Origin of the sequence: Rubripirellula tenax (assembly GCF_007860125.1) — a bacterium.
Lineage (GTDB): Bacteria > Planctomycetota > Planctomycetia > Pirellulales > Pirellulaceae > Rubripirellula > Rubripirellula tenax.
In genome coordinates this window covers 494,878-509,233 of the sequence record NZ_SJPW01000004.1, presented here as the reverse complement: position 1 = coordinate 509,233, position 14,356 = coordinate 494,878, and the positions used below count along the sequence as shown (strand labels likewise).

The window sequence follows — 14,356 nt, the reverse complement described above, 5'->3', positions numbered from 1 at the left end:
AGATCAACGCGAATGCTAAGCGTTCTTGCGAGTGTTGCTTTTATGTTGTTGCCGACGTCGAGCAACACCAGCAATCCCAATGCCCATGGCGGCCATCAACAAGCTGGACATCTCAGGCACCGCAACGGCGGTGTAACTGAGGTAGACATTGTCGTCCCCTTTGGAAATCAACGAGAACAAACCGTTCGGGCTGGCTCCGTTTTGGTCGAACGCCAGTTGGCTATCGTTACCCGTCAAGCTCGATGCACCCGAGAAGACTAGCCATTCACGGTCCAATGCCCAGAATCCGTCGCTGAAATTCACCGCTCCGCCGTACACAAACTTAAGTGCTGTCGCATTCGTGAAAGTCAGGCCACCGAAGACATCGATCCCGTCAAAGGAAATTCCGCGGTCTCCGAGCGAATCGGTGTTCGAGACCAATTCCCATTCGATCGTGGCACCATCGTAGGTAAGCCCATTGTTAAACGTTTGAACGCCTGGCGAATTTCCCGGAGCGTGAATCCCGGAGATCGTCGTCGCACCGCCGACCGTACCCGTTCCACCCAGCGTTGCACCGGAGGCAACCGTCACGTCGCCGATTGCAGCAGAGTTGTCACCATTGATGACCAGTGTGCCGGCGGACACCGTGGTGGTGCCGGTGTAGCCGTTGTCGCCGGTAAGCACCTGAGTGCCGGATCCGGCGTATTCAAAGGTTCCGTCGCCGCTTATGGTGCCAGCGTAGGATCCGCTGCCAAGTGAGCCGGTTACCTTCAAGACGCTGTTTGTTGCGAGCAGTTCGATGTTGCCGGTGTGGGTGTTTGCACCCGCCAGGACGACGGTTCCGCTGTCACCCTCGACTTGTAGGGTTCCAGCTCCGGAAACGACGCCATCGAGGGTCAGGTCACTATTCCAACCCGCCGACAAACGGCCACCGTTGGTGTCGTCAATGATGATGTTGTTTGAGTGTGTGCTCGATCCTAGATAGTTCTTCAGATGACCACGCCCGGCAGTGACGCTATTCAGATTGACATCTCCCGTACCCAACGTATCGGTTTGCCCCCAAACGGTGCCTTGAAGCTCGGTGCCACCGGAATAGGTGTTGGCACCGGTGAGTCGAACCGACGAGCTGTCATTGGCAATGGTCAGCTTGCCGACGCCGGAAATTTCTCCGTCACTTGAAACCCTGCGATTGGTCCAGCCCGCGATGATGGTGCCGCCATCGGCATCAATCGTGATGGCGCGGTTGCCCAAATCGACATTCGAATTGTTATTCTGCAGGGTGCCCCCGCTTGGAATGCTCCCCAAAACCTGATCCAGGGGTTATGAAAGTCTAGAGCCAATTCCGGCGAAGGATTTTCCATGAGCAAGAAACGACGACGACATTCACCCGAACAGATCATCAAGAAGCTACGTGATGCGGATGCCATGCTGGCGGCCGGCAAGAGCGTTGGCGAAGTCCTGCAAACGCTCGAGGTCAGTGAAGCCACGCTGAGCCGCGCGAACTCCGATGGGGTCAGGTAACCAAGCGAACTGTGCGGGCGGCGTGTGTTGAAGTCCTCCCGCCAAGCTCGTGCCTTCGTCCGTGCGTCGTCTTCATTGATCAAGTCCGTTTGATGCAGGTACTCATCGCGCAGTCGGCTATTGAAACTCTCGCAGACGCCGTTCTGCCAGGGCGAGCCTGGTTCGATGTAAAGAATCTCCACGCCGATTGTCGCCAACCATTGCTTGATCGCTGTCGAGATGAATTCCGGACCGTTGTCGCATCGAAGTCGTTTCGGAACGCCGTGCATCGCGAACAGCTCTGCCAGCGTGTCAATCGCATCTTCGCTCGTGATGCTGCGTCCAACCTTGATCGTCAAGCATTGCCGAGTGTATTCGTCGACGATGTTCAAGAAGCGAATGGTCCGTCCATCGAGCGTCGAAGACTGCACGAAGTCCCACGTCCAAACGTCGTGGACGAAAGCCGCGGCTTGAACGTCGCACGCATTGCCGCGGACGCCAGTTGCACGTTTTTTACGGCGTTTGCGTGGCACCTTCAGTCCTGCCGCTTTCCAAAGTCGATACATCTTTTTCATGTTGATGGTCTCACCGTCGCGGCGAAGGAGTTGGCAGATACGTCGATAACCCCAACGAGGGCGTTCTCGTACGAACTGAAGAATTCGCTTGGTCAATTGTTCGTCTTCATCTTTCGGCTTCCCCTCAAATCGCTGACTCGACCGAGGTTGATCGAGCACGCGGCAAGCACGTCGCTCGGACACGTCGAACTTCTGTTGAAGCTCTTGCACCGCCGCGCGTCGCGATCGAGGGGTCGTCAGTTTCCCTTGGTGATCTCCTTCAGCATCGAGATGTCCAAAGCTTGGTCGGCCACGATCTTCTTGAGTCGGTTGTTCTCTTCTTCGAGTGCCTTGAGCCGCTTGGCCTCTTCGCTCTTCATGCCGCCGTACTGGCTCCGCCAGCGGCTCAGCGTGGCTTCACTGACCTCGAGCGTTTGGAGGACTTCGCCAACGCTCTTGCCGGCCGCCAGCATGGCATCCGCATCACGTAGCTTCTTGATGATCTGTTCGGGTGAATGTCGTCGTCGTTTCTTGCTCATGGAAAATCCTTCGCCGGAATTGGCTCTAGACTTTCATAACCCCTGGATCAGGTTTTGGGGAGCATTCCAAGTCAACACGAGTAGCAAAAGTAGTGTGGTCGCGTTGTTTTTGCCGCTCATGGAAGCTAGCGAATGGGTAAAGCGGGGTGATAAAAACGAGCAAGGCTCATTTATACTGTCGACACTTGCGACTACAGATATTCTCTGCGGCAACGCAGGAATTGGTAGTGAAAGATTGCATTGCCCCCAACCAACGAAATAGGTGCCCGCTTCAAGCACGTCGTTCTTGCGGTATGTGGTCGTGCAAGCATCCTGCGACAGGATGTTAGACTATCATTCTTGCGATGTCCCATGTTTTGTAGATTCTCAGAGAATATCGCTCGATAGTTTTCGAATTCGGACAGGTAGACGCGATTACCTCTATGTCCGCCGCTGCGGTCTCGACGCCCGCTATCTTCAACTCACCGCAGTCGCTTGCATCGAATTCAGATTTTTCCTACTTGTCGGCGAAGATTTGTTTCTGGTTAAACCAATGAATACGCACCACATCATTCGCATCCTGCTCTTAGCCGCTGTGATGTTTTCAAGCGTGTGTCGAGCGGAAGTTGCAACCGATCGACCGAATGTTCTTTGGATTTACGTTGATGACATGAGCGATTGGATGGGATGCTACGGCGATCCCATTGCCCAGACTCCGCATATCGATAGTCTCGCCGCGGAAGGTGTTCTGTTTCAAAACGCATTCATGCCGGCACCGGTTTGTTCGACAACGCGATCGGCACTGATTACCGGAACGATGCAGACGACATACGGTTTGCATCAACACCGAACCATGATCCGAATGCCGTTGGCGGAGGGATTGCGAACGGTTCCCGAGTTGTTCCGCGAAGCGGGCTACTTGACGTTCAACGAGGCGAAGGATGACTACAATTTTAAGCGAGATCGGGATCTGATGTATTCGCCCGAGTTCCAGCGGCCCACACGCAGGCAAGTCGTTGCACACATGGTCGGTCGTGATGTTTCGTGGTTGAAGCAGTTGCAGGGCAAACGGTTCTTCGGGCAAATCCAGCTCAAAGGAGGCAAGATCGACGGCGAAACGGGATCGAAGTTTCCGGCCAAGAGTCGCGTCGGAGACGATCAAGTCGCGGTGCCGCCGCAGTATCCCGACCACCCCGTGTTCCGTAACGCAATCGCCCGGCACTACGAACAGGTCGCCGAAACCGATGCGCAAGTCGGTGCGATCATCGAAGGTCTGAAAGAGTTCGGTTTGTGGGACGATACTGTGGTGTTCTTCTTTACCGACCACGGCAGCCCGTTGCCGCGAGCCAAACAGTTTTTGTACGACGATGGAACCAAGGTTCCATTGATCGTTCGTTGGCCAAAGAACATTCAAGCTGCGCGTGGTGAATCTCGTTCGGACTTGGTCAGCGGCATCGATATCACGGCCACCTCGCTTGGTCTAGCAGGTATCACCATTCCCGACTTCATGGAGGGACACGATCTGTTTGCAGATCTGTACCACTCGCAGAAGTTTGTGATTTCAGCTCGAGATCGTATGGGCAACGCGATTGATCGAATGCGTACGGTCAGGTCTCAGAAGTTTCGGTACATCCGCAACTACAAGACCGACCGAGCGTTGTATCAGCCACAGTATCGCGACAACTACGCGACGTTCACAATACTTCGTGACTTGCTTGCACACGGTGAACTCAGTCCGTTGCAGGCATCGTATCACGACGCCGTCAATCGCCCTGAAGAGGAGCTGTTCAACTTAGAGTCGGACCCGCATCAAACCGTCAATTTGGCAAAAGATCCTGAGTTTGCAACTGTGCTGACGGAACACCGCGAACACTTGCAGCAGTGGGAGCACGCAACCGATGACAAGGGACGATACCCCGAAAGCAAAGCGTCACTAAAATTGGTGTTTGAGGAATCCAAAGGGACGTGTGTTACGGCTGAGTATGACTTTTTGAAATCAGAACAAACGGACGCCAGCGACAACGCAGTCGAAAATCAAGACGCGATCGCGCAGCCGTCTCGCAAGGCGACCGATCAAGTGGAAAAGCCAAAGCCGAAGATCGTTCCGTACCCGGACGCGGCCACTTGGACCGACGCAGGGGTTGCCGTGAAGGAGTTTCCAGGGTTCGCCTTCATCGGTGAATTCGTAAAGGACCGCCAAGCACTGCAGGCGACACCTGCGGGTAACCAGTTTTATCTGTCGATCTATCAAGGCGGTTTGCCCGGCGCCGGATGGGATGGCGATGCGGTAGCTCATGAGTGGATCGAATTGAGCGATTTGCAGAATCGTTTGCAGGGTTGGACCAAGGTGGATCGCAGCAAAGCTGCTGTCGGCAAACAGCCGCCCGCCGGCGCGATCGTGTTGTTCGATGGTTCAAACACGAACGCGTGGAAGAATGCAAAGATCGTCAACGGAACATTGCAAGCGGGTGCGGCGACCAAGCAGAACTTCCGAGACTTCACCTTGTATTTGGAATACTTGGTGCCGCTAAAGCCCGAGCCACCGATCAGTCACCCACACCGCGGTAACAGCGGAGTTTTTGCCGTGGGAGCCTATGAAGTGCAGATCGCTGACACGTTTGGGCTCGATCCGAATCCGAACGCATGGAAAGAAGTGGATCTGCTAAAGCCCGTTGATACGTGGAGCGGCAGCGTCTATGGAATTCGGGCAGCTGATTTGAACATGTGCTTGCCGCCGCTCGCATGGCAAAGCATGGAGATCGAATTCAAGGCAGCTCGTTTTACGGGCGGATCCAAAGTTTCGAACGCGGTGATTTCGGTCATTCTTAACGGCGTCAAAATTCAAGACAACATTAGCCTGCCCGAAGGCACAGGTGGCGGTCCCGCTGGGCCTCGCCCCGAAGTGGCCAACGGCCCGATCTATCTACAAAATCACGGCAACCCGAATCGATTTCGCAACGTCTGGATCGTTCCTAGATAACTCCCACTTCTGAATTATGAAAAAATATCTCGCTACCTTCGCTCTCCTATTCTCGTTAACGTCGGTTTGTTCCGCAGTCGAGCGTCCCAACATCGTGCTGATCATGGCCGACGACCTGGGGCTTGGTGATGTGAACCATTACCAAGAAAAGTTCCAAGGAAAAAAATCTCAGGTTCCCACGCCGGCGATGGATCAGCTCGCCCGTGACGGCATGTGGTTCACCGATGCTCACTCCGCGACGGCGCTCTGTTCGCCAACGCGATACTGTGTGATGAGCGGCAATATGAACTATCGCAGCTATGCACCGTGGGGCGTGTGGGGCTCGTTCCGCGAGAGTCCCTTCAAGGCGGGCGAAGCGACTCTTGGGACCGTCGCCAAATCGGCGGGCTACTCGACAGGCTTCATCGGCAAGTGGCATCTCGGCGGCGACTTCCTGGATTCGGAGACCGGAAAAATCTATCGCCAGAACGAACGCAACGATCCCAACGCAACCGTCGACATGGCCAAAATGGTTGGCGGTGGACCAGGCTCGATCGGATTTGATTACAGCCTGACGATGCCATGTGGCATTCAAGGACCAAGCTACACTGTTTACGAAAACGGTGACTGGCTTCCGTTGAAAGACGATTCGAAGATCATATTTCTGGACGAGAAAACGGCGATCGACCCCAAGTTCGTGTCGGACAAGGGCCCGGGCCCGGGCGATTCCAACTGGGACGCTCGCGAGATCGGGAAATTGCTGTCGGCCAAGGCTGTCGACTTTGTAAACCAGCGGGCAGGCAAGGATCCATTCTTTCTTTGCTATTGGAGTCCCCACGTTCACTTGCCACACACGCCAACGGCCGAATTTGACGGGCTAAAGATCGCAGGAACGACTCCCTCGAACCATCTCGATACGCTTCGTGATCTCGACCATCAGGTTGCTCGGATTGTTCAGTCTCTCAAAGCCAATAACGTCTACGAAAACACCCTGATTGTGTTCACGTCCGATAACGGTGGATTGGGCATTGGAGCTTCGGTGAAGGCCGGGCATGATTCCAGCGGCGAGTGGCGAGGATTCAAGAATGCGCCGCATGAAGGCGGGCATCGTGTTCCATTCGTCGCCGTTTGGCCCGGGCGCATTCAACCGGCCAGCGTCAGTGACGAGATAGTCATCAATCAGGACGTATTGGCAACCATGGCGGCTCTATTGGACGTCCAAGTGCCCGTTGACGAGGCAATGGATTCGCTGAATCTGTTGCCGTTGCTGACCGGCAAAGGAGATTTTCAACCTCGCGACTATCTGATGATGCAGGCGGGCAGTAAGCACGAAGTCATGTACCGCCAAGACGGCTGGAAGTTGATCCTGCAAAGCGATCACAAGGTTTCAAAATTTGAACCGATCGCGTTGTTCAACTTGGATGACAACCCAACCGAAAACGAAGCAAAGAACATGGTGAACAATCCGTCGCAAGCGGACCGAGTCAAGCAGATGCGAGACACGTACATCGGCATTCGCAACAGCGGCGAGCGAACGACCCCAGCCAGCTAGGACCTGTCTCGTAACTGCTGGTTTTTGAATTGAAAAACACATTTGGCAATCTCCCGGGAGTCTTGCGACAGATACCCAAGGAGGACGCCAAATGCCCCGATATGATCTCACGGACCGAGAGTTCAATGCAATCCGACATCTGCTTCCCTCGCAATGAAAAAGACAGCGTGGGCGTCCGTGGATGAATCACCGAGTCGTCATTGACGGAATCATGTGGGTACTCAAAACCGGCTCTCCGTGGCGTGACCTGACTGCTGTGTTTGGGAAATGGCAGGCCGTCTACGCACGTTTTCGGCGATGGACCCGTGAAGAGTAATGGACGCGGATCTACCGAACTCCTTTAAGGCGAGTCGACGCGTTGGAAAAGATCGATCGTTCGACCGCGAAGGATACCGAGCCAGAAACTTCGTCGAACGCCTCATCGGCTGGCTCAAAGAGTCGCGTGATGTGGCAACGCGATACGATAAACTGACCTGCTCCTATCTGAGCTTCGTGCAACTCGCTGCCATATGACGGTTCATTCCACTCCTTTGATAGACAGTGCCTAGCGTGCTGCGCTAGGCGATCCCACTTTCTAAATTTCTTTCCTCTGATAGTTGTCCATGATGCGTTTCGTTTACTTTGCCACCGTTGTCGCTGCAGTCCTGTTTCGTACTTCCGGAGATAGCCATGCCGATCAGCGTCCAAATATCGTGCTAATTGTTGCGGATGACTTGGGGTACAGCGATGTTGGTTTCAACGGTTGCAAGGAGATTCCGACTCCGAATCTCGATGCTTTAGCGCAGTCGGGCGTGGTATTTGAGTGCGGGTATGCGTCGCATCCCTATTGCAGTCCCAGTCGTGCCGGATTGTTGACCGGTCGATACCAACAGCGTTTTGGCCACGAGTGCAATCCGGAGCCCGGTGCAGTCGCGTTTGGCGACCAGGCTCCTGGCTTGCCGTTGGGCGAGAAGACGCTGGCAAACGTGCTGGGCGATGCGGGCTACGTTACCGGCGCGATCGGCAAATGGCATTTGGGCGACACGCCTCGGTACTGGCCTAATCGTCGTGGCTTTCAGGAATGGTTTGGGTTTAGTGCCGGTGGCCTGAGCTACTGGGGTGACGTTGGAAAGAAGCCTGTCGCGTTGGGCGTTCACCGCGGAGACCTGCCGGTGGACCCGGAAACGCTGACGTATCTGACGGATGATTTTTCAAACGAAGCGGTGCAGTTTGTCGATCGGCATCGTGATCAACCGTTCTTTCTCTATCTCGCCTACAACGCGCCTCACGCACCTGATCAGGCAACGAAGACACATTTGTCGAAAACCGAACACATCGAATACGGTGGTCGAGCGGTTTATGGTGCCATGGTCGCCGGGATGGACGAAGGCATTGGCCGTGTGACGGATAAGTTGAAAGAAGTTGGGATCGCCGAAAACACGTTGGTGATTTTCTACAGCGACAACGGTGGCCGCAAAGAGCATGCGGTCAACTTTCCGTTCCGTGGGCACAAGGGAATGTTGTTCGAAGGCGGGATTCGTGTTCCTTTCTTGATGACTTGGCCAGAAAGATTTCCGCAGGGAGTGACGCACGGATCGCCGATTTCGGCGCTCGACATCTTTCCAACTGTTTTGGATGCCGCTGGAATCGCAGCAGACGCAAACAGTGATTTAGATGGCGTCGACTTGATCCCCTCGCTAGTGGCTGGCGGAAAGGAACAGGCGGAATCGTCGCGGCGTTTCTTCTGGCGTTACGCGATGGGCGATCAGCAATACGGTTTTGCGGTGCGAGATGGTGACATGAAGTTGGTTCGCAGTGGTTACAAGAATCGAGACTTGCTTTTCGATCTGGCCAATGATCCTTGGGAACGCAATGACCTAGCAAAACAGCAGCCCGATACGGTCAAACGCCTAGGTCAACTGATTCTTAAGTGGGATTCAAAGAATGTCGAACCGAAATGGCTTGACGCCCACGGTCCCAACGTACGGAGCGAAGAAGACTCGCGACAAAAAACAATTGAAGCTGCTTCAAGGGGCGAACGGTAACCAACAATGAAGGTTTATTCTGTGACAAGTTCTATTTTAATTCAGCGAATTGTTTTGATGGCGACTTGCCTTTGTATGCCGTCAGCCATTGCTAACGGATTTCAACTTAGCACTGATTCGAACGAGACGCTCTCGCTACCCGAGCTAACCGATGGTGCGCCAGCGGCTGGCAAACGCGTTGCCGTGAATCCGCCCGAGTACTCTGGCACAGGAGTGTTTCACACGCTTTATCTGCCGATCGAGTGGAAACCGAACGGCGAATCACTGCCAATCATCTTTGAGTACACGGGGAACTATTTTCCGCAGAGTGGTTCGACGGGAAGGCCCGAAGATGCTTCACTCGGGTTTGGTCTTTCGGATGGTAAGTACATTTGGGTTTCTCTGCCGTACGTAAACGAAGCCGGCGATGGTAACCAGGTGACGTGGTGGGGCGATGAGGAAGCGACCGTTGAATATGCCAAGCGAAACGTCCCAAGAATCATCCGGCAATTTAATGCGGATCCGAATGCCGTATTTCTTTGCGGGTTTTCGCGAGGCGCCATAGGTGTCAACTATCTCGGGTTGCGCGATGACGAGATTGCAAGTCTGTGGACGGCCTTCATAGCGCACGATCATTTCGATGGTGTGAAGGAGTGGAGCACTGCATGGGGATCGCCACTGGAACAGTACCGAAGCGAATCAACCAAGCGACTGGCTCGCGTGCGCAATCGGCCTTACTGGGTCAGCCAGAACGGCAGCAGTCACGCGACCGAGCAATTCGTTCGATCCACGGTAGCTGATGCGACCCCTTTCACGTTTGGATACGTGGATACGGAAGAAATTCTCGGTCCTTTCCCCAACGAACTTGCAAAGTCCTCTCATACCGACCGGTGGGCGTTCAAGCCGAGCGAGTATCGGAACAAGATTCGGGCATGGATGAACACAGTGACACGATCCAACGCTGGCCCCAAACACTTGGGTGACCTGATCTTCGAGGATCACTTTGAACGATCCGAATCGCAAGACGAGAAGGACGAGCCTGGGAACGCTTGGACGACCAGCAGCGATACGACCGCGGCCGGTCACAAACAAGTTGATTTGCGTGACGGATCGATGCACATTTTCACTCACGCGGTCGCCAACCACGCGACGTCGGTTCGCCATGCATTTGCTTTTGAAGACGGCAGCATTGGTATGCGATTCAGGTTGAACGAAGCTGGTGACAGTCTGAAGCTGAACTTCGCTGACTTAGCATGCAAGTCGGTCCACGCGGGGCATCTTTTTGATGTCGACCTTCGCGAGAACGCATTGGTGGTCGAGGACCGAAAAACTGGTGTCATGGATCTAAAAATGCGTGCGTTGTTGAACGCACAGTCGATGACGCGCGAGCAACGCGCAGAATTGGCTACGAGAAAGAAACAGTTCCCAATTCGGTTGAAATTGAAACAGTGGCATGAGGTGATGGTTCATGTTGCCGGTGACGAAGTGTCTGTGGAGATCGACGGAAAGCCAGCCGGAAGCCATCATTCGAGCGGCTATGCTCACCCCACAAAATCCTTGTTGCGTCTGCTTGTTCTGAAAACCGCCGACGTTGACGATGTCCAAATCTGGCGAAGGACGCCATCGAATACGACCGCGACGAAGGGCCCCATCGGCGCCGCGACGCTGGATTTCAAGTCTATGATCCGACCGGTTCCCGCTTCGGCCAAGTTCATTGACGAAGGCTTCTACATTTGGGGCGCCAGCATGGTGCGAGACACCGATGGCAAATGCCACTTGTTGTATAGCCGATGGCCGCGTGAACTCGGGCACAATGCTTGGGTGACGCATTCCGAAATTGCTCACGCGGTTTCCGACCATCCACTGGGGCCCTATCGACATGTCGACGTTGCGCTTCCTGCGCGAGGTGCACAGTTCTGGGATGGGATGTGTACCCACAACCCGACGGTGCACGCGTTTGATGGCAAGTACTATTTGTACTACATGGGAAATTTTGGCGACGGCAACGCTACACAGAAACTCAATCCGATCCACCGCAACCACCAGCGCATCGGAGTTGCAGTTGCCGATCATCCGGCTGGGCCTTGGAGACGTTTTGACAAGCCACTGATTGATGTGACACCTGAGCCAGGCGCGGATGATGAGTTAATGACCAGCAACCCTTCGATTCTACGACGCTCTGACGGAACGTTTGTCTTCATTTACAAGGCGGTGGGAACGAAGGGGCAGCTTCCGTTTGGTGGTCCCGTCGTTCACCTCGCGGCGACTTCGATGTCTCCTACGGGACCGTTCAAGAAACGAATGAAACCGCTGTTCACGGCACCGGGCGTGAAGTTTCCGGCCGAGGATCCTTTCGTTTGGGCCGACGGAGACCGCTGCTGGGCGATTGTGAACGATCACAAAGGCCACTTCAACGGAACGGGCGAGGACTCGCTTGCGCTGTTCACGTCGTTGGATGGACTAGACTGGGAAGTCGCGACAAATCCCTGGGTTTTGCAACGCAAGTTGACTTGGGCCGAAGGGACCGAGCAGTCCTTTCACCGTCTGGAACGACCGCAGCTATGGCTCGAAAACGGAGTGCCGACCGTTCTGTTTTGCGCTGCCGAAGAGACCCAAGAAAAGACACACTCGTTCAATGTTCAAATACCATTGCGAATCCCAAAAAACGACTCGACGGACGCGAAATGATAGCGCACCGAATGCCATTGCCGCGTCAGTCTCGCCCGTTGTCTGGTTCACCACTACCTGCCTGCCGGGAAACAGACGCAAATAGCAATTCAACCGAAGCAGTGATCGGCGTGGCCATCGCAGTTTTGTGGTAACTCAAATAAGAAATCGCGGTGTTGTTTGGGAATAGTTTTGCGAAATGTAAAACAGTTGCAAGACTCCATTCTATGCGTATCTAAACCACGGCAAAAAAATTGCCCGACGTCATCGACTCTGGCGTCTGTCCCTCGACCCTCCGGTAGAAAATTGTCTCTCGTCAAATTCGGCGTCGGTTCAGCGATGGTTGCCTTCGCAGCAATCGCCTCACAAACCTACGCAATTGAGCGTCCTAATATCATTCTGGTATTTGCTGACGATATTAGTGCACGTGAGTTGCCGCTGTATGGATCGTCCGTTTGGAGTCCACCCTCCGGCGGAAACACTTCGGAAGTTGCTTTGCGTGCACAGACTCCGGCAATCGATCAGATGGCGGCGGAAGGTTGCTGGGTTAAGACCGCTTGGGCATCGGTCGTCTGTTCGCCCAGTCGCGCGATGATGATGACGGGCCGCTACGCTCACTTACACAAATGGTGGAACAACAAGGATAAAGGTCGTTACATCGACGCCAATGGCAAATCGGTCACTTGGCCGCTGTATAAAAGTTCGCCTCGCTTGATCGGACATGTGGCCCAGCAAGCCGGTTACGCAACGTACTGGGCAGGAAAAACGCAGATGGCGGGTGACCTTCGTGAGTTTGGCTTCGACCAGGGTTGCTTCACGCCCGGCGAACTCGCCGATACCGACAACCCGTTCACCGATTTCAAGATGTACGAGAAGAAAGTTGACGGTAAGAAGCACCTTTTCAATTCGGATACCGACCAACCGATTGATACCTATCTTCAACACGGTTGGTACTGGAATCCGCATGTTCGGCTGATGAAGCATGCGGGCAAACTCAACGGATTCCAGTGGTGGCCCAATACCGCAGAGTCAAAGAAGACCTTCGGTCTGAACACCTACGGACCGGATGTCGAGTTGGACTTTATCTTTGATTTCATGGATCGTCAGCAAGCGGATGGCAAACCGTTTTTCGTCTACCATACGTCGCACCTCGGTCACGATGCATTTGACTGGTTGAATCCGGAATCCCCATCAAAGTGGCCGGGAACTCCGGTCGTGAAATGGGATGGCAAGGGATACACGCGAACTGACTCCCATGTCACGGGCGACAAAGGCGTTTACGACGTTCACGGAACCGTCACGGAACCAGGGATCCACAACCACGTCAATTATCTCGACTATCAGATCTGGCTCTACCGAAACAAGTTGCAGGAATTGGGGATCGCGGACAACACCGTGATGATCTTCTGTGCCGACAACGGAACCAGCGGTTACGGAAAGAGCAGTTCGGATCGCCAGAAAGGTACACATGTTCCATTGATCATTTTGGCACCCGGCATGACCAAGCACGGCCGCCAAGATGTGTTGGTGAGCATGGCCGATATGCTACCCACGATCGCCGATCTGACGGGCACGAAGATTCCTAGCGACTATGAGGTCAACGGTGACAGTTTTGTTCCGTTCTTGTTTACCGACAAAACCAAGCATCGCGATTGGATCTACGGGTACAACGGTGCGGACCAAATCATCCGTGGCGATCTTGTCATGAAGGACGGCAAAGGGAAATGGTGGGACGTTTCGGCTGAACCCGACGACTTGATCAGTTTCCCTGAGATCAAAGACTGGAACGTCGTCAGCGATGATCATCGAAATGAACGCGACACATTGCGTGCCGTGCTGCCACAATTCAACTTGCATGCGAATGAGCACGACGCACCAGGCGTCGATTTGCTAGCGACTGCGGTAAAGCCTAAGCATATTCCAAAGCCAGTTAAGACGGTCGATACAAGTGTTCGCACTGAACCGAATGCGTCCAGTAACGCCGGTGAACGCAAGCTACTGTTCGCAGACAAGTTCGATGGCCGTACGCGTCCGGGCGAGCAGTACACCATAGCGCGTGGGACCGACGGCGCGTGGACAATTCGCGACGGCGTGCTCTATGGGCGACAAACCAACGACGACCATGGTGCGGTGATTCGCAAACCCATGAATTTCAAGGACATTGATATTGAGTTTGACTTTCGGTTCAACGGTGGATCCCATTTCAACTTCGTCCTGGATGATCAGAATGAAAAATCGGTGCACTCTGGTCACATTTGCCGCGTTTCAATCTCGCCCAAGATGGTTTCCGTCAGTGATGACAAGTCCGGTTCGATGAACTTGGAAGTGCGAAAACAACGTCAAGACAAGAATCTTTCGGAGGAAGGAAAAGCTGCCTTAGAAGCGACCCTTGCTGCGACCCAGGCGTCGGCACCGGTTTCCTTGAAAGGACCCGACTGGCATCACGCCAGAATTCAATTGCAGGGCGACACCTTGGCTGTCTCAATCGACGGCAAGTCTGTCGTGCATTTTGAATCTTCGGGGATCAGCCATCCAACGAAGAGTAAGTTTGGAATGACAGTCAACGGTTCAACCATTGACTTCGATAATTTGCAGGTCTTTTCGATTCAGCCCTAGGAAGGTTT

At 54.1% G+C, this 14,356-nt stretch carries 8 protein-coding genes and 1 pseudogene; 6 read left to right on the top strand and 3 right to left on the bottom strand.

Annotated elements, in window-relative coordinates; genetic code table 11:
• Positions 1–15 precede the first annotated feature (15 nt).
• Genes Poly51_RS16445 through Poly51_RS31335 form a run of 3 tightly spaced genes read right to left on the bottom strand, consistent with a single transcriptional unit; the run spans position 16 to position 2,572 of the window.
• A complete protein-coding gene (locus Poly51_RS16445) occupies positions 16–1,230 on the bottom strand; it encodes an autotransporter-associated beta strand repeat-containing protein (RefSeq protein WP_146458870.1) in 1,215 nt (404 codons plus the stop codon).
• A complete protein-coding gene (locus tag Poly51_RS31815) occupies positions 1,122–2,264 on the bottom strand; it encodes an IS3 family transposase (protein WP_390621791.1) in 1,143 nt (380 codons plus the stop codon). The genes Poly51_RS16445 and Poly51_RS31815 overlap by 109 nt, the downstream gene beginning before the upstream one ends.
• Before the next feature lie 26 nt (positions 2,265–2,290).
• Positions 2,291–2,572 (bottom strand): transposase, encoded by a 282-nt coding sequence (locus tag Poly51_RS31335; RefSeq protein WP_246114559.1) that lies wholly within the window; start codon positions 2,570–2,572, stop codon positions 2,291–2,293.
• Between the two features lie 532 nt (positions 2,573–3,104).
• Here Poly51_RS31335 and Poly51_RS16430 point away from each other — a divergent pair.
• The 6 genes and pseudogenes from Poly51_RS16430 to Poly51_RS16395 all read left to right on the top strand — a co-directional run bounded on the left by Poly51_RS16430 (position 3,105) and on the right by Poly51_RS16395 (position 14,348).
• A complete protein-coding gene (locus Poly51_RS16430; protein WP_186775603.1) occupies positions 3,105–5,531 on the top strand; it encodes a sulfatase-like hydrolase/transferase in 2,427 nt (808 codons plus the stop codon).
• Positions 5,532–5,547: 16 nt separating this feature from the next.
• Positions 5,548–7,062, top strand: a complete 1,515-nt coding sequence (locus Poly51_RS16425) for a sulfatase family protein (RefSeq protein ID WP_146458868.1) — start codon at positions 5,548–5,550, stop codon at positions 7,060–7,062.
• Positions 7,063–7,231: 169 nt separating this feature from the next.
• Positions 7,232–7,366, top strand: a pseudogene (locus Poly51_RS16420) (transposase); the annotation flags it as partial.
• Between the two features lie 298 nt (positions 7,367–7,664).
• On the top strand, positions 7,665–9,086 hold the full coding sequence (locus Poly51_RS16410; protein WP_146458865.1) for a sulfatase-like hydrolase/transferase: 1,422 nt from the start codon (positions 7,665–7,667) through the stop codon (positions 9,084–9,086).
• A 57-nt stretch (positions 9,087–9,143) separates the two neighbouring features.
• Complete coding sequence (locus Poly51_RS31330; RefSeq protein WP_246114558.1) at positions 9,144–11,753, top strand: glycoside hydrolase family protein; 2,610 nt, start codon at positions 9,144–9,146, stop codon at positions 11,751–11,753.
• Positions 11,754–12,071: 318 nt separating this feature from the next.
• Positions 12,072–14,348, top strand: a complete 2,277-nt coding sequence (locus Poly51_RS16395; protein WP_146459207.1) for a sulfatase-like hydrolase/transferase — start codon at positions 12,072–12,074, stop codon at positions 14,346–14,348.
• Positions 14,349–14,356: the final 8 nt, after the last annotated feature.